This window comes from Paenibacillus sp. MAHUQ-45 (genome assembly GCF_058133325.1).
Genome location: NZ_JBYUPV010000001.1, coordinates 480,168 through 503,368, shown reverse-complemented (window position 1 = coordinate 503,368; position 23,201 = coordinate 480,168). Strand labels below are relative to the sequence as shown.

The window sequence follows — 23,201 nt, the reverse complement described above, 5'->3', positions numbered from 1 at the left end:
TCTACAACCCCTTGCTGATATAAAGTCCTACGGCCGCCAGCACCAGACTTACTGCCCAGAACGAGATGACGACCCGCCATTCCGACCAGCCACTGAGTTCAAAGTGGTGGTGGATCGGGCTCATTTTGAAAATGCGCTTGCCACGAGTTTTGAATGAGGCTACCTGCAGTACGACGGATAGCATCTCCACTACAAATACACCGCCGATAATCAGGAACAACAACTCGCTCTTCGTTACGATCGCTATGGCGCCAATGGCTCCGCCAATCCCGAACGACCCCGTGTCTCCCATGAACACCTTGGCCGGATGGGCGTTAAAGACCAGAAAGCCCAGTACAGCACCGATCATCGCCGCAGCACATACGCCTGCCGCAATGGAAGTCGTCTGCATGGCAATAACGGCGTAAGCCGCAAGAGCAATCGCACTAACCCCAGACAGCAAACCATCTACGCCATCAGTAAAATTCACAGCATTGGTGACAGCCATCATCATAACGATGACGAACGGATAGTAGAACCAGCCACCCCAATCAAAGCTCCAGGATGTTCCTGGTACACTAATGCTAGTGCTATGTCCCGCGGAAATTAGCAGGTAGCACATTACTGCTCCCACGAGGAGCTGTCCGATCAGCTTCTGGCGCGCCGTTAGTCCAAGGGAGCGTTTGAAGACGATTTTGATATAGTCATCCAGGAAGCCGATCAGGCCAAAGCCGAGCGCAGCTACAAGAAGGACATAAAAATCTGAGTTTACTACGGAAAACTTAAGAAAAGACAAAGTGAAGGCCACGATGATCACGATTCCGCCCATTGTAGGCGTTCCCGCTTTTTTAAGATGGCTCTGCGGCCCGTCGTCACGAACCTGCTGTCCGAATTTCATCCTGCGCAGCAGCGGAATGAATAGCGGAGCGGCAATGACCGCAAGGATAAAGGAAACAGCAATAGTAAGCAGCAATAATTGATAATCCATGGGTACACCCCCTCCTAGTGTTCTATGTCTGTTGATAATGTGCATTCAGTGACCCCAGCACTTCTTCCAGCCGCATGCCACGTGAGCCCTTGAAGAGCACAATGTCCTTTGGCGTGCTTTTGGCGATCAGAAGTTCAGTCAGAGACGCTTTATCGGTAAAAGCGAATACTCTGTCCGGACCGAATGTCTTGGTGGCAGCATCTGCGATATGTGTAGACAGAGGGCCAAAAGTAAATACATAATCAAGCTCTTCGGCATTCAGGTAGCTGCCGATTTCACGGTGAAACCGTTCTTCCTCCGGCCCAAGTTCCAGCATGTCCCCGAGCACGGCGATTTTGCTGCCGCTGGCTTTCATGGCCTGGATGACATCAATCGCTGCCCGCATGGATGTCGGACTAGCGTTGTAGGCATCGTTCAGCAGGGTCAGTCCACTAGGCGTAGAGATCACTTCGATTCTCATGCCTGTCAGCCGGAGTTCGCCGAGGCCCTGCTCGATGTGCTCTTCCGTAATGCCGTAGTGACGCGCAACTGCCAGCGCAGCCAAAGCATTCACCACATTATGGCGGCCCGGCAGTGACAGAGTAAACGCTCGCTCGGCATGAAGATGGGAGGTGAAGCTCATTCCCGCACTGTGAGCCATCATGCCTGTCGGATAATCATCATTGTCCGCATTCAGGCCGAAACGGAAGGTTCTCATATCCTGTGGAGCCTGGAACCCCGGTTCCTGCATCACTTCCGCAAGCAGTGGCTCATCCCCGTTATAGACGAGCAGACCGCCGTGCTTCAGACCTTCGGCAATTTCCAGCTTCGCTCGGGCGATCTCCTTGCGGGAGCCAAGCTGCAGCAGATGCGACTCACCAATGTTCGTAATGATGGCGATATCCGGCGGGGCCAGCGAAGCCAGAAGGGCAATTTCGCCCCGACCGCTCATACCCATCTCCAGAACGGCAATCTCGGTATCGGAGGCCATCGATAGAATCGTTAGCGGTAAGCCGATGTGATTATTGAAATTACCTTGAGTCTTGTGAACCTTATATTGACTCTCTAGCAAGGCAGTGACAATGTCTTTGGTCGTTGTTTTACCATTACTACCCGTAATGGCTACGACCTGAGGCTTCACAATATTCAGATAAGAAGCGGACAGCTTTTGAAGAGCTACCAGCGTATCTTCAACGAGAATGACTCCACCCTCAGGGGCAGGTCCCCTGTCACGCTGCCAGAGTGTACCTGCAGCCCCTGCTGCAAGCGATGCAGCACCATAATCATGTCCATCGAATTTCTCGCCTACCAGTGGAACAAATAGGCAGGCAGGTGCAATTTTGCGAGAATCCGTAACCACTCCCGCAACTTCTATATCGGCAGCTGCGGGAGCCAGAAGCTGCCCCCCGCACATGGCAGCGATATTTCCAAGTGTACTAGTAATCAATAGCTTCGGCCCCTTATCACTTCTTTGGCAACGACGCGGTCATCGAAATCATGAACCACTCCGCCGATCAGTTGGTAGGTCTCATGACCCTTCCCCGCAATCAATACTACATCGCCGGGGCTTGCCATTTCAATAGCTTTCCTAATAGCTTCCCTTCTGTCAGCGATCAGTTCGTAGCGTTCCCGTGCAACCCCGTCCTCCACCAATCCGGCCTCAATATCCTCCAAAATCAGCAGTGGATCTTCAGTTCGTGGATTGTCAGAGGTCACAAGGATGGTATCACTGTACTTAGCGGCGATTTTACCCATCAAAGGGCGTTTGGTGCGGTCTCTGTCTCCGCCACAGCCGAAGACGGTCAATACCTTGCCAGTCGCAAACTCCCGCACTGCGCGCAATACATTCTCCAGACCATCCGGAGTATGGGCGTAATCCACGATCACCGCAAACTCCTGGCCTTCATCCACGGATTCTACTCGCCCGGCCACGCCGGGAACAGCTTCCAAACTTGCCTTGATCTCTTCTAGCGGCACACCCTCCAATAGGGCGGCCGTAAGGGCAGCCAACGCGTTATACACATTGAACTTGCCAACCATACGCAGCGAAATGTCCGTCTCCCCTTTAAACGTCTCCACATGGAAAAATGTTCCTTTTGCCGTAATGGAGATTTGGGAAGCACGAACATTGGCCTCATTATCAATGCCGTATGTAATGACTTCCGCCGCTGTCTGGGCTGCAAAATAGGCGCTGGCCCCATCATCTGCATTCAGCACCGCGTATTTGCGCTCTTCCTTCCAGGGGGAGATGACATTGCCTAAGCGGGAGAAGAATAACCCCTTAGCTGCCCGGTACTCCTCCATTGTATGATGATAATCCAAATGGTCCTGGGTTAAATTCGTAAATATTGCTGTGCGGAAATCCGTTCCTTTCACTCGCCCTTGTTCTAACGCATGCGAGGACACTTCCATGACACACAATTGCACGCCTTTGCCCGCCATATCACTCAGTGAGCGCTGAAGCTCCAGAGATTCCGGCGTGGTGCCAGACATTGGATAGCTTTGTCCATCATAACGCATTTGAATAGTTCCGATGAGCCCTGTCTTCACCTGAAAATCTTCCATGATTCGTTCAATAAGATAGGTTGTCGTAGTTTTGCCGTTAGTACCTGTGATACCGATCATCCGCATGCGGCTGCTCGGGGAACCGAAAAAAGCATTAGACAGCACAGACATCGCAAAACGGCTATCGTTTACCACGATTTGCGGGACATCAAGGTCAAGTTTGCGTTCTGCCACAATCGCAGCAGCCCCGTTCGCCACAGCTTGCGGGGCATACTCATGCCCGTCTACGGTGTGGCCGGGCAGACAAATGAATAAGTCGCCTGGCTGAACCCGGCGGGAATCTGTCTGTAGATTCTTGATCTCAATATCTCCTGCCCCGTATAGCCGTGATACGGCCAGACAGGAAGCCAATTCGTTAACTTTCATAGTAATCCCTCACTCTACATTTTCGGATAAGAGGTATAGCTGTATACCTCTTGGGATGCATATTTGATACTGACGCCCTATCGGTCTTTTCGTTCATCCACTAGCGATTACTCGGGTGATGCACCCATGTAAATACGGATGGTGGATCCCCGTTCCACTCTTGCTCCTGGCTTAGGGGCTTGATTAATTACGGTATTACCCGTTCCGGAGCGAGCCAGTGAAAAGTTCATATTCAGATCTTCATAAATATCCTGTACGGTGGCGCCAGTTAAGTCAGGTACAGTCACAATCGGCGTTTCCCCGTATTTATAGTTTTTAGGAAGCTGGTCAGCCCGTTCCGGTACCTTCATGTAATGCAAGGAATCTTCCAAAATATTCTGTACAATTGGTGCGGCGACAACACCCCCGAACTGAATGCCTTTCGGATTATCCACCGCTGTGTATACCACGATTTGCGGGTCATCCGCTGGCGCAAAACCGACAAAAGAAACGATGTGCTCTGTCGGAGAATAGCGGCCATTAATGACCTTCTGCGCGGTCCCCGTCTTGCCGCCTACCCGGTATCCATCAATAAAAGCCGGGCGGCCAGTGCCCTTGGCAACCACACTCTCCAGCGCAGCCCGAACCTTCTTCGATGTCTCTTCCGAAATAACCTCCCGCACCAGTTCAGGCTCCACCTCTGAGACCGTTTCCCCTGTATCCGGGTTAATCCAGGCTTTGGCTACATGCGGTTTATACAACTTGCCGCCGTTAATAGCTGCCGATACTGCGGCGATCTGCTGAATGGGCGTAACCGAGACCCCTTGGCCAAACGCCGTTGTCGCAAGCTCAACAGGTCCCACCTGCGACGGCTTGAACAGGATACCATTCGATTCCCCGTTCAAATCAATTCCTGTCTTGCTTCCAAAGCCGAAATCCCGGATGTATTTGAACAACGAGTCCTTACCTAGACGCTGACCGAGAGCAACAAAGCCCGGGTTGCAAGAGTTCTCGACCACCTGCAGGAAGGTCTGGCTGCCATGGCCGCCTTTCTTCCAGCAGCGAAGTCTCGCCCCGCCGACCTCGATAAAACCAGGATCAAAGAAATGATCATTATACAGATCAACCTTCCCCTCCTGCAGCGCAGCCGCGAGGGTAATAATCTTGAAGGTAGACCCGGGTTCGTAGGTCATCCAGATCGGCAAGTTCCGGTTATAGGTCTGGGCATCATATTCCTTATACTTCCCTGGCTCATACCCGGGCCTACTGGCCATGGCCAGAATCTCGCCATTCTTAGGATTCATGGCAATAGCCCAGCTGCCCTGGGCCTGGTACTTCACCATCGCTTGATCCAGCTCACGTTCCATAATCGACTGGATCTGCTTGTCAATCGTCAGTTCCAGATTAAGACCATCCTGCGGCTTAGAATACTTCTCTGAAGAACCTGGCATCAATCGACCACCGGCATCGGAAAGATAAGATATGTTACCGACGATGCCCTGCAGCAGCTTGTCATAGATACTTTCTACACCAGTGATACCCTGGTTATCTATCCCCGTAAAGCCTAGGATATGCGCGGCAAGATCACCATAGGGGTAATAGCGCTTGCTATCCTCAGCCACAACGATGCCCGGCAGCTTCAAATCACGAATTTCGGCGGCAAGCTCCATCGTAATTTTACGGCCGCCGGGCTGCAGTCTCACCGAGGCTTTCTTTTGGGACAGCATAGGCACAAGCTTCTCCTTGGTCATGCCAAGCAAGGGCGCCAACTGCTGTGCTGTCATCTCTTTATCTTTTACTTGCACAGGAATGGCATAAATCGTAGGTGAACTGACGTTATAGGCCAGCGGAACGCCTGCGCGGTCCAATATTTCACCGCGCTTAGCGGTAAAGGGAATATTACGACGCCAAGAATCCTCCGCCTTAGCAGTCAATTCCTGTCCTTTGGACAATTGCACATAAGCAAGCCGGACCGCCAGTGAACCAAACAACAATGCCAGTCCCAGTAGCGTCCACAACATTCTTCGGCGGCTTGTAACCTTCGATACCTTCATTCCCGTTCTCCCCCGTTTCCCAAGTAATAGACATGAGCTCTTACCTTCATGACTATTCGGGACAAACAGGGGTTAGAACAAGCCTATGGATTGCTTGGGCCCTCACTCTCCCCATCCGGGGGGTGATCGGCGGCTGCCTGATCTCCCTCCGGCTCGTTGAGCGGGGTTAATTTGAGGGTGATGAACTTCTTGCCATTCTTCGTACTCTCTACTTGTTCTGTTACATAACCTTCACCCTGTACAGCGATTCCTACCTTCAGCAGGCTAAGCACTTCCAGCGCATCACGCAAGGATTGTCCCTTCAAATCCGGAATGACCGATGAATTACCCTCCTGGCTCAGCAGATAAATCCGCTGACCTGAAGCAAGCTTCGTTCCACCAGGAGGATACTGACTGACCACAGTAGCTCCTTGACCGACAGTCTCGAAGTCGTATCCGCCGTCGAGCAGAAGTTCACGGGCCTCCTTCATCGTTTTCCCTTGAAGATCTGGAGCCGTGCGCAGAACCGGAGCCGTTGCCTTGACCGGTTCTTTACTGTTTTCATCATCCTTGGTGACGTTCTTCGGTACACCCATGTATTGCAATGACTGGGACACAATCTCCTTGAATACCGGTCCTGCCGCCGTACCGCCGCCTACCTCGACATTCGGCTCGTCAATGATGACGATGACGGCAATTTTCGGATCATTCACGGGCGCATAGCCAATAAAGGACACCAGAACTTTGGATTTCACATAATCCTGGCCCTCAACCTTAATTGCCGTACCCGTCTTCCCCGCTACACGGTACCCTTCAATATAGGCATGACGTCCGGTTCCTATCTTCTGGTCGGCAACTACCTGTTCCAGATAGCCCCCGGTCTCCCTGGCGCTTTCCTCCGAAATCACCTGTCGTACAACCTCGGGTTGAGTAACAGCCGTCTGACCTGTATTCGGGTTGGTCACTTCCTTGACCACATGCGGAACCATCAGCTTGCCGCCGTTGGCAATGGCAGCAACCGCCGTTAACTGTTCGATCGGGGTTACCTGCACCTTACCATGACCATAAGACAGTGTGGCAAATTCAACGGGGTATTGGGGCGATACTCTACCCGTAACTTCCCCCGGCAAATCGATACCTGTTTTCTCTTTAAAACCAAAATCTTCAATATACTTCAAGAGTCTATCCTGTCCAAGCATTTCATAACCCAGTTTGACGAAAGCTACGTTACTGGAACGTTTTACACCCTCAAGAAACGAGATTTGGCCCCAGCCGACTTTTTTGATATCATGCAGCGGCTTGCTGTAGCCCTTGATCCGGATCGATCCAGACATGAATGTATCATCGGGTTTGAACAGCTTCTCTTCCACTGCCCCGGCCAGCGTAGCAATCTTGAAAGTAGAGCCAGGCTCATAAATGGACTTGATGGCATGATTCAAAAAAGCACCTTGATTTTTAGTTTCCCAAAAAGCATTAGGGTTGAAGGTAGGCATATTCGCCATCCCCAGAATCTCCATAGTGTTGGGATCTGCTGCGATGACAGTCATACTTTTTGGCTTATACTGGTTATAGGCCTTCTTCATCGCCTCTTCGATATAATACTGAATGGTACTATCAATCGTCAGCTTGAAATTGTTTCCATTGACAACTGGTTGATAGGATTCTTCTGCATTGGGCAGCTTGACACCCTTACCATCACTCTTATAGAGTAACTGGCCATCCTTGCCTTTCAACTGATCGTCAAAATACTTCTCGAAGCCCATAACGGCATTGCCGTCACGGTCTGTATACCCGAGAACATGGGCAGCCAGAGTATTCTTGGGATAATATCGTTTCTGTTCCCGTACAAATCCGATTCCCGTCTCCTGAATCTTATGCTCTTCTTTCAGCTTGTCGCGGAAAGCCAGTACCTTCTCATAGAGATCCTGATCGATTTTCCAGCCTTCGTTACGGATTTCACGGTTTTTCAGAAAATTACCCTTCTCATCCTTGGCTTCCACCAGTTTCCGCAGCTCATTCTCCGGCTTCTTCAGCAGATCCTTGAGCCCGGCGATCACCTCATCGCCAATGCCTCTCTCGTTAATCACCTCAGGGTTCACAACAACAGTGTAAGCAGGGACGTCGCTGGCCAGTATACTTCCATTACGGTCAGTGATCTCCCCACGTTCCGCCTTGATGGTGGAAGTATGCGCCCACTGCTTTTGTGCCCGCTCTTGCCAGAATTCCCCGTTCAGCACCTGGATATAGAACACCCTTCCGACCAAAACAAGAAAAAAGAGGGTAATACACCCTCCTATAAACAGCGTGCGAAGTTTTATTCTTTTAATCATACCTAACCTCACATACTCTATTATTGCGATCCTGCCAATCGCTTCCTAGTTATCTCCGTCAGTAGATGTTCCTGATTTCGGAACAAATATCGTAGTATCTTCATTAGGTGCGACAAATCCCAGTTTTTCCTTGGCCTTTTGCGGAATCGACTGCTCCAGCGTCTGCTTCTCCATCTGGTATGTAGCGATCTGCTTCTTATCTCTGGAAATTTCAGCATCCAGCTTCTGCGCCTGCTTGTTCAAATCGTAAATATGAACGTAACGCCAAATCAGGGTGACGGCTACCAGGACAAATACACTTAGAGTCAGCATGTACAACAGCTTCTCTTGCATGGGGAGTACTTTTCGCCTGGTGACAACTTTTGTCTTCTCGCGGTAGAGTGGGTTTTTTTCTTCTTTTCTTTTGGGCTGGACTGCCAAGTTGCCGCGGGTATAGGCCATCTCTGACTCTCCTTTATCGTAATTTACAATTTCTCTGCAATACGCAGCTTCGCTGAACGGGCACGAGGATTAAGCTCAAGCTCTTCTTCAGAAGGCAGTCGGGGCTTGCGATTGATCAGCTTGAGCGAGCCTTCAGCACCGCATACACATAACGGAAAATCAGGTGGGCATGTGCATTTGCTGACATAACTACTCAGAATCTGTTTGCAAATCCGATCTTCCAACGAGTGGAACGTGATGACGGATACTCTTCCTCCAGGCGCCAGGCAGCGAACCGCCCCCTGCAGCCCTTCTTCAAAGGCACCCAATTCATCATTTACAGCAATACGCAAAGCCTGGAAGCTTCGTTTGGCAGGATGCCCACCAGTTCTGCGCGCAGCCGCAGGGATACCTTCCTTAATCAACTCTACTAATTCGCCAGTGTTCTCTATAGGCTTCTCGGCTCTCCGTGCTACAATGCGTCCGGCAATCCGTCGCGAGAATTTCTCTTCTCCATACTGGAAAAGAATACGGGCAATCTCCTGCTCGGACCATGTGTTGACAATGTCCGCTGCAGTCAACATTCCCGACTGGTCCATCCGCATATCCAGCGGCGCGTCGTGATTGTAGCTAAAGCCGCGTTCCCCTTCGTCGAACTGGGGCGATGAGACGCCAAGATCAAAGAGAATCCCATCAACTTGGGGAACTCCGTCTTTTTTCGGGACAAAAGGCACATCTCTAAGCACATATTCCAAATCACGGAAGTTCGTCTTCACAAGAACAACCTTGTCTCCGTATTCAGCCAGCTTTTCTTTGGCATTGTTCAGAGCCCAGTCATCTTGATCCAGGCAGATTAAACGTCCTTCTCCGCTGAGTTTGGAAGCGATCAATGAGCTGTGACCTGCCCCGCCGAGCGTGCAATCTACATAGATTCCGTCTTTTTTGATGTGCAGCCCTTCTGTCGCTTCTTCTTTAAGCACCGTGATGTGATGAAACAAGCTGCATCCCTCCAGGACAGTATTCGATAATTGTGTGGTTTATAGATCAAAGTTGAAATCGACCAATTTCTCGGCAATCTCGTTGAATGATTCTTCTGACTGTTCGAAGTACTGTTCCCAAAGCTCCTTGTTCCAGATTTCCACCCGGTTAGAAACGCCTAGAATAACACAGTCCTTGTCCAGCTTGGCATACTGCCGCAAATTGCCCGGCAAGTTTACCCTGCCCTGCTTGTCCCAAACACATTCTGTCGCTCCCGAGAAAAAAAAGCGGCTGAATGCGCGGGCATCCGATTTCATCAACGATAGGGTTTTGAGCTTTTGCTCCATGATGCCCCATTCTTCCATGGGATAAACAAAAAGGCAGGAGTCAAGTCCGCGGGTCGCCACGAAGGAAGTTCCGAGCATTTCACGGAACTTGGCCGGAATAATAATTCGGCCTTTGTCGTCGATACTATGCTGGTATTCACCCATGAACATAGTTTTCCCACTCCCGCTCCCCAAGTCCCCACTTTACCCCACTTTTCACCACTTAAGCATAATAGATTCGCCGTTAAAAATCAAAAACCTTTTTCCAGCCCAAGGTAATTGTTTCCTAAATGTAAAATTGCCTCTAAGTCCCTATATATATGGTTCCAAGGTCCTGTACAATGCTGATTCACCCTGTATAAATTACCAAAAAACGCGCAAGAAACCGCCCGGCCGGAATACACTTCCGACAGAACGGCTTCTGCATCGTGTCAACTATGCAATGTTACATATATAACATGCGGTGAGCACCGCTGTAATCAGCAGGAACAGCCATTAGTTCGTCAAGCCAATTAGGACCATAGCGATTCAAGTAATACATGATGTTGTAGACTCTCTCCTGCAGTTTTCCTTGCGGCATTAGAGACAGTTCAATCCGTTCCCACTGGCGCAGCGCTGCTTCGTTCTGCTTCTCGACAGCATCCTGTGCCTTGGCTTGCAGGAACGAGATTTGATCCAGGATCTTATCCTTATTATTACTTCCCAGCTTCAACAATCCGGCTTGTATGGTGCCGAGCTGTTCAATCAAAGGCTCGTAAAGCGCATTGAATGCTGCTTTCGTTTCTTCAAAACGGGCTCCCAAACGAAGCTCGTCCTGCGCAGTTAGCCATTCCTGTCTCTTACTATCCAGTCCCTGATGCACATCGGCAAACCCGATTCCATACTTGTCCATATGCTTTTGAAGCGTGCCCTCCACAAAGGTGAATGACATCCGCGGGATAATTAGTGGCATGGCGCCGCCAACTGTTCGGAAGGCTTGATGCGGGATCGCCCAATAAGCGATCTCTCCCTGTCCAAGCACAGTAGCTAATGTAGGCAAGAGATAGTCTTGCATGAGCGGCCGGGTCAGTACATTATTGCTGAAGCGCTCTGGATGGGTATACAGTGTATCTAGAAGTGCCTCGCTGGAGAAGGATACCGTTCCTTTACGATCCGTATAAAAGCCATCCTTCTTCTGTAGCAGCAAACGTGTGCCTTCATGAATATAGAACAGATTGGCGCTTCCTTCTGTAACATCAGCCTGAAGCTCGTACCCGCTCTCGCGAATAGTCTTAGCCGCATTCAGATAGGCTGTCTCCAGCTCTCCATTCTCCCGAATCAGCGTTTCAAAAAATGGTTGCTCAAGCTTACGTAGACACGGATCCGCAGAATCAAGCAAAATCAGACCATATTTACCAAACAGATTCCCCATCAGCTTAGCGAAAAGCTCTGTCATGTTATTGGAAGCAGAAGAGGCTTCACGAATGAATTCCATAATCCCTGGTTTGAATTCGCTGTCCTGCAGCAGTTCATCCAGTTGAGCTACAGCTTGCTGCCAGCTCTCGTCTTCTACCTTGATATCGCTGACTGATGAACGGAGATCTCCAGATTTCTCAATCTTGATTTTGCTGATTTCCCCACTTCGGCTCAGCACATAGGTATGATTGACCTCATCCCAGTCATGATCTTCCCCGGCGATCCAAAATAACGGAACCACAGGCCGGCCTAATTGCTCACCGGCCTCCTTTGCTGCCAATATGGTTGTCATTGCCTTATATATCACAAGCAGTGGTCCCGTGAACAGCCCGCTTTGCTGGCCACCGGAAATCACCAGCGTTCCCGGCTGTTCTAGTAGTGCAAGCGAAGACATTACCGCCTCATGTGGATTGTTCGCTTCATTATAACTCCGTAAGCAGGCTGCCACTTTCGCCCGATCAGCACGCATGCCCTCGCGGCTGTCCAGCCATTCTGCCCGCAACACTCTGCTTTCTTCGTTACGGAAGTCACCACCGTATAAATGTTCTACCGTCTCATAACGGTTCATATAGTCCCTGGCAAGCGCAGATCCGCCCGCAAGCGGCTCCGTTACAATCTTCATTGCTGTAGCCTCCTGTCTGCTATCTCTGCTATATATAAATTACAGAGTGATAAACCCTATCTGATTGTATCCAAAGCAGGTGGCTTCGTCAAAGCATCACTTATCTTAAAACATAAATTAAGGTAAGTTGTAGACAAATTGACCCTTAAATCACCATAAAAATGCACCCCTTAGAATTTCATTGGATGGGGTCTAATCCAATGTTTATTCTAAGGGGTGCACTTCAAAATCCACATTATATTATCAAGTGGATTTTGAAATTATTTTATATTAAGCATACGCTTTGGATACGAAATGTCCTTTGGATACCTCAACCAATTGCGTGTCTTCCTCGCTCTTCTGGCCTTGCGTATAAATCGGCGATTTCAACTCATCGTGGAAATGAATCCGCTTCTTGTTCGCCTCAGCCTCTGGATCCGGCTCTGGGATTGCAGACAGCAATGATTTGGTATACGGGTGGATCGGGTTAGAATAAAGCTCTTCACTTTCTGCAAGCTCTACCATTTTACCTAGATACATTACGGCTACTCTATCACTGATGTGCTTGACCATAGACAAATCATGGGCAATAAAGAGGTAGGTAAGGCCAATACGATCCTGAAGCTCTTTAAGAAGATTGACAACCTGCGCCTGAATGGACACGTCCAAGGCAGAAATAGGCTCGTCACAAACAATAAATTTAGGATTAACGGCAAGTGCACGAGCAATACCAATCCGTTGCCGCTGTCCGCCGGAAAATTCATGAGCATAACGCGTTGCGTGATCATGATTCAGACCAACCATATCCAGCAATTCTTCGATACGTTTTTTGCGCTCAGAACTACTTCCAGCCATTCCATGGATATCCAACGCCTCACCAATAATATCAGAAACGGTAAAACGTGGATTCAGTGATGCGTATGGATCCTGAAAAATCATTTGCATATCCCGGCGGAAAGCCTTCATTTTTCTTGGGGATAATTTATAGATGTCAGTTCCGTTATATTTCACGCTTCCGGCAGTAGGCTCATACAAACGAAGCACCGTACGTCCTGCTGTGGTTTTACCACAACCAGACTCACCTACCATCCCTAGCGTTTCTCCCTCACGGATATTAAAGCTGACGTTATCAACTGCCTTAAGTACCTTGCCTTTACCTACATTAAAATATTTTTTAAGACCTTCTACTTCAATCAAGTTCTTACTCATAAGAACCGCACCTCCTTGGCCATCAAATGCAGATTCCAGCCATGCACCAAATGCAAATACTGAATTCTGTGACACCGGGATCGAACCATTCACATGTATGCACCTTACCGCTGTAACGCACAGTGAACAGATAGCCCATCGGTGATTTATAAGAATACGGCGATGTGTCGCTAATTAAAACAACAACTCTTCCTGTTATGCTACAAGCAACACTACATTTTGAAGAATGGTAACGTAAGCAAAACACTGCTCATCTTTAATCAGCATTCAGGACACAAAATAACGCGATAGTAACCAACAACTATCGCATACCCGGAAGAATTGTAAGAATGTTGATTACAACGGATACCTGTATCATTTATATCAACCAGGTTCAGCACTCCAATACCTTATGAAGGACTCAAATGCTGATCATGCTTGATATTTGGTCAGAACTATGACAATTAGTTTCAATGTCATGACCCTTCTGAATCTTTTTAAATTTACGAGAAGATCAGAGGAAATCAAGAATTAAACAGTTACGCGCAAAACACTAAACTCATAAAATTGATTTCCCCAAAATCTTTATTTTTTCAATTTAGGATCCAATGCATCCCGAAGACCATCGCCTAGAATGTTAAATGCAAGCATAGTCACACTGATTGCAGCGGCAGGGAAAATCATGCGCCAAGGATAAGTCATCCAACCTGTTCTGGCATCGTTAACCATCGAACCGAGTGATGAAACTGGTGCTTGAACACCCAAACCTAGGAAACTTAAGAAAGCTTCTGCAAAAATCGCACTTGGCACTGAAAGCGTAATGGTAACAATAATCGGACCTACTGCATTCGGCAACAAATGACGGAACAATAGACGGCCAGAGCCTGCTCCCATTGAGCGTGACGCAAGAACGAATTCACGATTTTTGAGCTGCATGATCTCGCCACGCACAATCCATGACATATTTATCCACCCTGTGATGGTTAACGCCAAAATAATCGTGCCTAAACTTGGTTCTAAAACAACCAGCAATAGAATCGTAACCAGCAGGTACGGAATAGAATAGAGGATTTCTGAAAACTTATTCATAATCTCATCTACACGCCCGCCAAAATAACCCATGATTCCACCATATATAACACCGATGAACAAGTCAATCATGGCTGCTGCCAAACCAACGATAAGTGAAATACGTGCGCCCATCCAAGTCCGCACCCACATATCCCGTCCTAAATCATCGGTTCCAAACCAATGCTCTGACGAAGGGGGCTGGTTAGTATTCAGCAAATCATTTGAATAGTAATTATATTTCGAAATAAATGGACCAACAATCGCTGCGATTACAATAATGATCATCGCCACTAAAGCTGTCATAGCCATTTTATTTTTACGCAAACGGTACATGGAGTCTTTCCAGGCGGAAATACTCTCACGTTCAATAGTTTCGGCTGCCTTCTTATTTGTACCAACTTGTACAAAATCCTCTGGCTTAAGTTGCGTGCTCTGCGAAGATACGGTTTGATTTACAGACAAAACTAGCCCTCCTTCCTTCCAACAAGTTTAACTCGAGGATCGATAAACACATACAAAATATCTGTTGCAAAACGTGCAAGCATTAGTAATGCTCCGTAAAAAATAGTAATACCCATAATAAGTGTATAATCCCGAACACCGATAGCCTGTACGAACTGCTTACCGATTCCGCCAATACCGAAAATTTGTTCAATAACCACTGAACCAGTAACAATGTTAGCAGTCATCGGTCCTACATAGGTAACCACTGGCATGATTCCGTTACGAATAACATGTCTGAACATGATTTGAGCCCAGCTTAAACCTTTAGCTTTTGCTGTCTTAATATATTCTGCATGCAGAACTTCAAGCATACTCGAACGTGTCAAGCGAGCAATAAACGCAATTGGCTGAAAACTTAGCGCAGCTACAGGCAACACATAATCGAGTGGTCCTGTGAAGCCCATAACTCTGAACATGTGCAATTTATAAGAGAAGACATACTGCAGCAAAGCAGCGACTAAGAAGCCCGGTACAGCAATACCTAAGACCGCTACCACCATTGCTATATTATCAATCAAGCGCCTATGATACAACGCAGCGAGCATCCCCAAAAGTACGCCGATTACAACGGATACTATTATAGCAACTAGGCCAAGCTTTAAAGATGCGGAAAACGTTTTTCCGATCAAGCCGCTGACATCTTGGTTCAACTGCTTCATAGAGATCCCTAGATCACCTTGCGCAATATTCCCCATGTATTTCAGATATTGTTTCCAGACAGGCTGGTCCAGACCATATTGCTGATAAAGTCTGGCTTGTACTTCAGGTGGGACTTTCTTTTCAGACATAAATGGATCGCCAGGTATTGCTTTCATTAGAAAGAATGTAGCAGTAATTAGAATAAAAATAGATACTAGCATGTAGAAAAATTTATTTAAAAAATAACGCACCATATCCTACTGGGCACCTCCTTTTTCGAGTTAAAACAATCCTTATCAATTGTAGAAAAAACGAAGCCTCTTGTCCAATACATTTTTATGGATAAAGAGGAAAAAAAACACACCGTTGCACTAACACAAAAAAACGGGATATATATGATGTGTTACCACATATATCCCTAGAGTTTATATCATGCACTCTTTTTTAATACATAGTGTTTGTGCAAGCTCTTAGTGTTCCAACAAATATGCTTTGGAGTAATCCACAGAGCCGTCATACTGAGAAGTCAGACCTTTAAGGTATGGTTTTTGAAGCGATACTTGAGTGTAGTAGTAAATCGGCATAACGCCCATCTCATCTTTAATCAAGATCTCTTCAGCTTTATGGAAGCTTTCCATACGTTTAGCATTGTCTACTTCTTTATAAGCATCATCAAGCAGCTTGTTGTATTCTGCATTGTCGAACTTAATGTCGTTGTTACCATTTCCAGTCTTCCACATATCCAGGAATGTCATTGGATCGTTGTAGTCTGGGTTCCAACCAGCACGTGCTACTTGGTAGTCGCCATTTTGACGGTTTTTAATGAATACGCCCCACTCTTGGTTTTCTGTTTTCACGTCAACACCAAGGTTCTTTTTCCACATATCAGCGATGGCAAGAGCAATTTTCTTATGACCTTCACTTGTGTTGTAGATCAATGTAACTTGCGGCAATGTAGTGTATCCTTTTTCTTTCATACCTTCTTCAAGCAATTTCTTTGCTTCTGCATAATCCTCAGTGAAATAGTCGTCTTTGTATTCAGAACGATATTCGCTACCTTCGGCTGCACCTTTAATACCTGGTGGGATATAACCGAATGCTGGTACTTGAGAAGCCAATGTTACCTTGTCAACGATATCTTGACGGCTGATTGCCATGGAAAATGCCTTACGGATTTTCGCGTTGTCAAATGGCTCAGCTTTTGTATTGAACTCATAGTAGTAAATGCTTGCAATAGACTTCAGTGTGAAGTCATCTGGCAATTCATTTTTCAGTACAGGAATTTGGTCTGGTGGAATGTCACCGTTTGGTGCGCCTGCACGATCAATTTCGCCGTTTTTGTAACTTAGAACTTCTGTAGAAGCTTCGTTAACAATAGTAGCGGTGATTTTATTCAATTTAATGTCGTCTTTATCCCAATACTTATCGTTCTTGGTATATTCAACGGATTGACCTGTAATCCAGCTAGTAAGGGTGAAAGGTCCGTTTGTAATCATTGTTTTAGGATCAGTTGCCCATTTCTCATTACCCTCTACCGATTTGTGAACCGGGAAATAGGTGTAGAAGGACATCAAGTTCAAGAAGTATGCAGTTGGGTTACTCAAAGTTACTTCAAGAGTGTGATCATCAACTGCTTTAACACCTACTTGAGAGAAATCTTTAATTTCACCTTTGTTGAACTGTTCTGCATTTTTCAAATAGTAAAGTTGTTGTGCATATGGTGGAGCTGGAACAGTTGCTGGGTCAAGAACCCGTTTCCATGCAAACACGAAATCATTTGCAGTTACCGGATCACCATTGCTCCATTGGCTGTCACGCAAGTGGAAGGTATAAACCAATCCGTCTGCGGAAACATCCCATTTTTCAGCAACGCCTGGGCCTTCTTTTCCGTCTTTGTCAATACGCACTAAACCTTCATACATTAACTTAAGAGCCACATTCGATTGGCTGTCCTGAGCTTGACCAGGATCAAATGTCGGTACGTCTGCACTCATATTAAGTCTAAGCGTTTGGTCAGCAGCCAGTTTTTCGTCGCCGCTACCTGTGTTTGTGCTGCCTGCCTCGTTCGTTGGGCTGGCTGTGTTGCCGTTGTTTGCTTTGTTCCCGCCGCAGCCAGCAAGCGCTGTGCCGATTACAAGAACTAGAGCAATCATAAGCAATAGACTTTTACTCTTCTTCATCTAGCAGTTCCCCCTAAATAGAATGTGGTATATGGTTTATGATTATACAACCAGTGGTCAAAAAAATCTAGACTAATGTTTTCTGAAAACACATTTTTTTTAAAACTTTAAAATTTTGTGACGTTGACGCTTCACCGAAGTAGCGGAACGTTACATGGCTTGTGATATGTACTTTATGAGGCCTACGAACATGAACAAAACATAAAAAGTACTCATTACGATAAAACTGAGCCGCCAAACTGCACGTAAAATCCGTTTACCGTCCACTTTTCCTTTCATGCGATTTTGCGCTCCACCAATCAGTCCAGCGGATATTAATACAATAAGTAGTATAAGATAAAAGCCGGATTTGGAATTGAATATGTTATTAAAAAGAGCGGATACCGATAGCAATACAAAAATCGTGCTGACATCCATGGCCAGAAAAAAGGTCTTTCTCCTGTCTTGTTTCATACCTGTTCCGATAAAATAAACAAGCAAAAAGGGGACAACCGGAATAACACTTAGTGTAACAAACGAATTCTGCAAAAATTCCAAGGCAACCTCACCTCTCCTCCGCAATCATACCCTCTACCAGTCGGCACATACAGCGATGCAGCGGAACCGCCAGGCCGGAACGCTCTCCCATTTCTACAAGACTGCCATTAATCCAGCGGATTTCTGTTGCCCTTCCGGCAAGAACATCCGCAAGCATAGATGAGGTATTGGCCGATGTGGATCGGCATACCTGAACAATGATCTCCCATGAATCGGTTTCATAAGGGATGCCGCATGCTTCATATACTGCGATGGCTTCATCATACAGTTCTCTCATGACTTGTATGCGTTCCTCGGTAGCGAGCAGCTCACCGTTCGGAATGCGCCAAAGGGCAGTAAGCGGATTAATAACAGCATTGATCAAGAGCTTTCGGTAAATCATGGTATTCATGTCATTCGACAAAAACGCGGAGAATCCTGCAACTGAAAGTGTTTCAAGTAAATGAATTGCTTCAGAATCATTTTGAAGCTCCGTGCTGGAATCTCCCGCGGAGGCTGTTAGAGGAACCTTCCCTATCCATACTTCCCCTTTTCCGGCGTGAATAACCTCTGTTAATGTTTTCCTCTTGGCACCTTCCGTGGTCACGGCTGTATAGATATTGCTCTCCGGAAGCAGTTCTTGCAGCAGATTTATATGTCCGACACCATTTTGGAAGCATACGATACTAGGACGCTCATTGCGAAGTGGCTCCAATATCCCTGGTAAATCATGATGAAGAACATTTTGTTTAACGGTAATTACAATACAGCCACCAGGCTCTTTTCTATAAGTCTCGGTAAAATCGGTAACCAAACCCGCTTGAAAAAGGTCGCTTGTAATCCTAATTGGCGTCCCTTCATCCTCATAACTAATATTGATCCCACTGCGCAGCAGCTCCTGGACCTGTTGGCTGCCACGACACCACAATCTGACCTCATTCCCAGCTGAAATAAGCCGTCCGGCCAGCAGCAGCCCCAATGAACCCGCACCTATAATATCAATTCTCATACTTGCCCCCTGCCACATTTTCCCTCAGTTTCTCCTTAGTATATCCCGCCCCCTCTGGCAAAAGCAAAAGCAAAAATCCCGCAAGACAGGTATTTACACCTGCACCTTGCGGGATTCGCGGAACTCAAGGAACCCTACTCGATTCGTTCCAGATTACCATTGGCATCCATCTTGAACCGGGTCTTGAGCTCCTCTTCCTCTTCATTCAGAAAGGCCAGCCTTCTGGCGCGGTCCATAATCTGAATCAATGCTTTATAATCGTCATTTACAACCCTGTAATCGGTTTGTGCAAGATTGACTTCCTTGGACAGGCGTTCATTCTCCGTCCGCAGCTCTGTCAATTCCTCTTCCTTCTCTCGCAGGTCTCGCTCGAGCATCTTTAGCTGCCGGCCGGCCTCGTGAAAAGTTCCTTTCCATTGCCTTAAGAAACGAATGACCGCATCAATAGACAATGTGTTCTCGGTTAACCCTTCACTTCTGCTGTAATCCTCTTCTGTTTCTCCCAGAATCAATCCAGCTACCTGTGCGCCCCTTACGGCCGGTTGTTTCTTCAGATAGCTACGCTTCTGGCGCTGTCCCTTAGCAATGCTGATAGCTTCTTCATAACTCTTGCGAACACAGCTGTTCCAGCGGAATCCGCATGCGGCGGAAGTTCTGCCGATTTTTTCACCCACTTCTTCAAAAGCAGCAAGTTGTGTACTGCCCTCCCGAATATGGCGCAAAGTTACTTCTGCCAGGATTAGATCATCCTCTGTACTCCAAGCGTCCTGTCTAACGGCTGTCATAAAAGCCAAACCTCCTAACAACATCTTGAAATAACCATCTTCATAACCGGCAGCTCCGCCGGGTAGTGAATAGGGATAAAAGCTGCTTACTCCATTTCTATGCCTCTTAAAGAGTTCATAGAATCTATTTGATACTAAATTGTATTTCCATTTTACGTACACCTCATACGCATTATGCTTTATTAATTCTCTCAGCCCGTCCTGAAGAAAATATGTCAATCATAAAAATCACATTTTTATACAAATTCGCACTTTTTTTCGATGAATTCGTTTACACTCATTTCAGCAACGGGTATAATTAAAATAAATGGAATGAAGATACATATTGGAAGGGGGACTCGCTCTTGGACCGCATGTTTCGGGTGTTGGGTTTTTTCACGCTGGCGATCGGCCTGATGGCTTTTGCCGGAAATTTGACCGAAATGGCCTTACTCTTCTTTTTGCAAACCGCATTCTTCGTCATCCTGGGGTATCTTAAATTTACCGAGAAGACATATGTTCTACTCTTCTGGGGGTACATGATTGTGACCTTTACCGGCTTTAGCTACTGGACGATATTCCAGATGGGTCTCCCGTTATAAATGTAATTCTCTCATCGAACGGACGATGCCCCCTTACTGCAAGGGGCTCTTCCGTTTTTTTGCATGCTTTTTTTTATAGGCCACGGACTGAAAAACGGAGTATGCTATTTTTACAGGGTGAATCATATCATTATTAATATTGGTATTTCTGCTCCTGAACTATTTATCCAAGCAAAGGTGGTGGTGTGGTGCTCTCCCGTCCTTCTATTCGCCGTATGATTGCAGCCATACTCATATTATTCTGCTGCGCACTCCTGCCACTAGTTCCCTCCGCATATCTGTCTGCCGACCCTGTCGGTACTATCGCTTCTCCGCCCGCTTTCGATACTGATAATGAAGAAACTCGCAAGCTGCTGGAGCAGACCTTGTCCTCTGCCGAGATTGAGAAAGAAATCGACCGGATTAGTGGTGAACAGGCTGTTCTCGAGAAGAAAGTGGCTGAGCTAGAAACCCAGGCGGCCGAACAAAAGTCGGCGATAGCCGATCAGCAGGAACGCGCTGGTGCAATTATTCGTTCTTATTATATGGGAGATCGTGACGGATTATTAGAAGCCTTTCTGTCTGCCAAAAGTATCAGCAGAGTGCTAATGTTGTGGGATTACTATGAAATTATCATCGGGCGGGACCGCGATATATTATCGCAGTATGAGAATCAATATAAGAAGTTAAAAGTGACGCTTCAGGCTGCACAGCGAAATTCACAGGAGCTAGCAACGCTCAAAAGCGCGCTTGAGGAGCAAAAAATCAGGGTAGCGGCTCTTCACAAGGAAATTGAAGGGGGAATTCGAAGCAGCAGTGATCCGGAAAGTATGAATGCACTCCTGAAAGAGTTCTCATTATATTGGGAGAATATCGGGCTACATGAAGTAAAGACCTACTTTAAAGCATTATCATCCGCGATGAACAATCTGCCAGACTTTGTCCAGAACCATAAAGATTTGCTTACCCGGCAGGGGATGACTTATCAACTAAGTCTTAAGGAAGAGGATCTCAATGATTTTCTACAATCGCAGAGTAATCTGTTCAGCGATTTTGCTTTTCACTTCAATGAAAGCTCCGTGACAGCTTCGGGGAAAAGCGGCAAGCTATCGCTGGCTCTGACCGGACACTATACAATCCAGAATGAACCGGTCAATGCGATGTTGTTCCATGTCGACAAAATTATCTTTAACGGACTTGAGCTGCCGGACACTACCAATAAAGCATTGGAAAAAGAATTCGACTTAGGCTTCTATCCGGCCAAAATCGTCTCTTTCCTGCGGGCAACCGAAGTCGAGAGCAAGGACGGGCTGCTTCAGGTCAAGCTTGTCGTCTCATTCTGATGTCTGAAGCTGTTTCTGGAGCTCTGCAGCATTCAGCTTGCCTTTTAAAAATAAGGAAACCGCTTCGGACATCGTCTTCCAGCCGCCTTCCGGTTCATCATCGGGGGCGGCTTCTTCTGCCAACAGCAGCTGCGAATCGAACGGCAGGGTTACACCCGATGGTGACCCGGAACGGTAAATTTCATCTAGCGCAGGTAGCCCCCCTGTTGCATTTAGCCAATCCAACTGCGAAGCCGTTCCAGTGATAAAAGCAAGCCATTTCACCGCTTCTTCGGGGTGTTCTGATTGCGCTGGCAAAGCAAACGAGCGGCTGTAGATGCTCTCAATTCCACCCGTGCTATGCACACCAAGCAGTCCTTCAGCCTTCAAGGAAGCATTCCCATACCTTTGCCATTCCGAGAACGGAACAGCTGCAATGGCAATATTGCCATCCTGAATTCCCCCCCAGATCTTAGGGTCCGGTTCGTTGCTCAAATAAAAATTCCCCAGCGCTTCCTGCATCCAATTCAGCGTCTCCGGTTTAACGGAGATCATGCTGGTTCCCATCGACTCCAGTACAGCTGCAAATCCGTATGGAGTTCGGGTATCCAGCGCGAGCAGATATTTGCCAGGCTCTTTACGGAGATTTTCCAACATGAGGTTCCACTCATTCATATTTCGCGGCAATGAAGGCATTCCAAGTTCAGCCAGCCGCTGCGGGGAATACACCAGTACATAAGGATCAATATCCAGCGGCACTCCCCAGTCATAGCCATTCCACTGCATTTGCGGGATTAGCCGGGTAAGCGGTGCACTGCCCGGAACACTTCTATATATATCAATAGGAAGCAGATAGCCGTGTTTGGCCAGATCGAGAATCTTTCGCCCATCGGTCATGATAATATCGGGACTATCACCGACGGTTAAATCCTTCAGCAGAACTTCCTCTGCATTTGCCGTCTCTATATTCTTCAAGTCTATTTTAACGCCGCTGGACAACGAATAGCTGCTGCTCAGCGCCTTTAGTTCAGTAAATTCCGCAGGGCTGAGAGCTACGGTAATGTGCAGACTATCCACTGTTCCGACCTTGCTCGAATTCGGAAAGGCAGAGGGATTCTGCCGTCTATTGACTTCAAGCGAGCCATTGCCCGTATTAACCTGCATGCTCGGCGACAGACTTGTCAACGAAAGCAGCAGAATGGCAAACAACAGCCAGTAGTTTTTGCGTATCCGCACGATAATTCTCCTCCCGGGGCACTTTCTCCCCCCCTATTCTACCAGACCCTTTCCCCCTTGTCTGCACTATGTGAAAACGTTCTCTTTCTATTATAAGATGAAAGTCGACGGAAATGTGGGGGTGGTGATCCTGTGGGTCGTTGCATGAAAGGTTTGGACTTCCGATCGCTGTTATTCTCGGATTCCTGATGG

Annotated in this window: 19 protein-coding genes; 2 read left to right on the top strand and 17 right to left on the bottom strand. The window is 47.3% G+C overall.

Annotated elements, in window-relative coordinates:
- Position 1 precedes the first annotated feature (1 nt).
- The 16 genes from mraY to AC3Y23_RS02095 all read right to left on the bottom strand — a co-directional run bounded on the left by mraY (position 2) and on the right by AC3Y23_RS02095 (position 19,891).
- Positions 2–967: a phospho-N-acetylmuramoyl-pentapeptide-transferase gene (gene mraY / locus AC3Y23_RS02170; protein ID WP_175372879.1), complete on the bottom strand. Its 966-nt coding sequence runs from the start codon at positions 965–967 to the stop codon at positions 2–4.
- A 22-nt stretch (positions 968–989) separates the two neighbouring features.
- Positions 990–2,393 carry a UDP-N-acetylmuramoyl-tripeptide--D-alanyl-D-alanine ligase gene (locus AC3Y23_RS02165; RefSeq protein WP_379195148.1) on the bottom strand — a complete coding sequence of 468 codons (1,404 nt, stop codon included), beginning with the start codon at positions 2,391–2,393 and terminating at the stop codon, positions 990–992.
- A complete protein-coding gene (locus tag AC3Y23_RS02160; RefSeq protein WP_379195146.1) occupies positions 2,390–3,877 on the bottom strand; it encodes a UDP-N-acetylmuramoyl-L-alanyl-D-glutamate--2,6-diaminopimelate ligase in 1,488 nt (495 codons plus the stop codon). Before AC3Y23_RS02160 ends, AC3Y23_RS02165 begins: the two co-directional genes overlap by 4 nt.
- Before the next feature lie 107 nt (positions 3,878–3,984).
- Complete coding sequence (locus AC3Y23_RS02155; RefSeq protein WP_379195144.1) at positions 3,985–5,910, bottom strand: stage V sporulation protein D; 1,926 nt, start codon at positions 5,908–5,910, stop codon at positions 3,985–3,987.
- A gap of 83 nt (positions 5,911–5,993) precedes the next feature.
- Entirely contained in the window at positions 5,994–8,153 is a 2,160-nt protein-coding gene (locus AC3Y23_RS02150) for a penicillin-binding transpeptidase domain-containing protein (RefSeq protein ID WP_379195142.1), read from the bottom strand.
- Positions 8,154–8,264: 111 nt separating this feature from the next.
- Positions 8,265–8,660, bottom strand: a complete 396-nt coding sequence (locus AC3Y23_RS02145; RefSeq protein WP_379195140.1) for a septum formation initiator family protein — start codon at positions 8,658–8,660, stop codon at positions 8,265–8,267.
- Between the two features lie 23 nt (positions 8,661–8,683).
- The gene (rsmH, locus tag AC3Y23_RS02140; protein ID WP_379195138.1) at positions 8,684–9,637 is read right to left on the bottom strand and encodes a 16S rRNA (cytosine(1402)-N(4))-methyltransferase RsmH; all 954 of its coding nucleotides are present in this window, start codon (positions 9,635–9,637) and stop codon (positions 8,684–8,686) included.
- 39 nt (positions 9,638–9,676) lie between these two features.
- Positions 9,677–10,114: a division/cell wall cluster transcriptional repressor MraZ gene (mraZ, locus tag AC3Y23_RS02135; RefSeq protein WP_379195136.1), complete on the bottom strand. Its 438-nt coding sequence runs from the start codon at positions 10,112–10,114 to the stop codon at positions 9,677–9,679.
- Positions 10,115–10,388: 274 nt separating this feature from the next.
- Positions 10,389–12,020 (bottom strand): bacillithiol biosynthesis cysteine-adding enzyme BshC, encoded by a 1,632-nt coding sequence (gene bshC / locus AC3Y23_RS02130; RefSeq protein WP_379195134.1) that lies wholly within the window; start codon positions 12,018–12,020, stop codon positions 10,389–10,391.
- 270 nt (positions 12,021–12,290) lie between these two features.
- Positions 12,291–13,208, bottom strand: a complete 918-nt coding sequence (locus tag AC3Y23_RS02125) for an ABC transporter ATP-binding protein (protein ID WP_379195132.1) — start codon at positions 13,206–13,208, stop codon at positions 12,291–12,293.
- A gap of 564 nt (positions 13,209–13,772) precedes the next feature.
- Positions 13,773–14,720, bottom strand: coding sequence for an ABC transporter permease (locus AC3Y23_RS02120; RefSeq protein ID WP_379195130.1), 948 nt, complete (start codon positions 14,718–14,720; stop codon positions 13,773–13,775).
- A 2-nt stretch (positions 14,721–14,722) separates the two neighbouring features.
- Entirely contained in the window at positions 14,723–15,655 is a 933-nt protein-coding gene (locus tag AC3Y23_RS02115) for an ABC transporter permease (protein WP_379195128.1), read from the bottom strand.
- Between the two features lie 216 nt (positions 15,656–15,871).
- Positions 15,872–17,581, bottom strand: coding sequence for a peptide ABC transporter substrate-binding protein (locus AC3Y23_RS02110; RefSeq protein ID WP_379195126.1), 1,710 nt, complete (start codon positions 17,579–17,581; stop codon positions 15,872–15,874).
- A 150-nt stretch (positions 17,582–17,731) separates the two neighbouring features.
- Positions 17,732–18,118, bottom strand: a complete 387-nt coding sequence (locus AC3Y23_RS02105) for a DUF3397 domain-containing protein (protein ID WP_379195124.1) — start codon at positions 18,116–18,118, stop codon at positions 17,732–17,734.
- Between the two features lie 7 nt (positions 18,119–18,125).
- On the bottom strand, positions 18,126–19,106 hold the full coding sequence (locus AC3Y23_RS02100; protein ID WP_379195122.1) for a ketopantoate reductase family protein: 981 nt from the start codon (positions 19,104–19,106) through the stop codon (positions 18,126–18,128).
- Positions 19,107–19,240: 134 nt separating this feature from the next.
- The gene (locus tag AC3Y23_RS02095; protein WP_379195120.1) at positions 19,241–19,891 is read right to left on the bottom strand and encodes an RsfA family transcriptional regulator; all 651 of its coding nucleotides are present in this window, start codon (positions 19,889–19,891) and stop codon (positions 19,241–19,243) included.
- A gap of 344 nt (positions 19,892–20,235) precedes the next feature.
- On the opposite strand from AC3Y23_RS02095, the gene AC3Y23_RS02090 reads away from it, so the two are divergent.
- Entirely contained in the window at positions 20,236–20,472 is a 237-nt protein-coding gene (locus AC3Y23_RS02090) for a DUF2626 domain-containing protein (protein WP_379195118.1), read from the top strand.
- A 215-nt stretch (positions 20,473–20,687) separates the two neighbouring features.
- Positions 20,688–21,794, top strand: a complete 1,107-nt coding sequence (locus AC3Y23_RS02085; protein ID WP_379195116.1) for a coiled-coil domain-containing protein — start codon at positions 20,688–20,690, stop codon at positions 21,792–21,794.
- Here AC3Y23_RS02085 and AC3Y23_RS02080 read toward each other — a convergent pair.
- Entirely contained in the window at positions 21,786–23,009 is a 1,224-nt protein-coding gene (locus AC3Y23_RS02080; RefSeq protein ID WP_379195114.1) for an ABC transporter substrate-binding protein, read from the bottom strand. The genes AC3Y23_RS02085 and AC3Y23_RS02080 overlap by 9 nt on opposite strands.
- Positions 23,010–23,201: the final 192 nt, after the last annotated feature.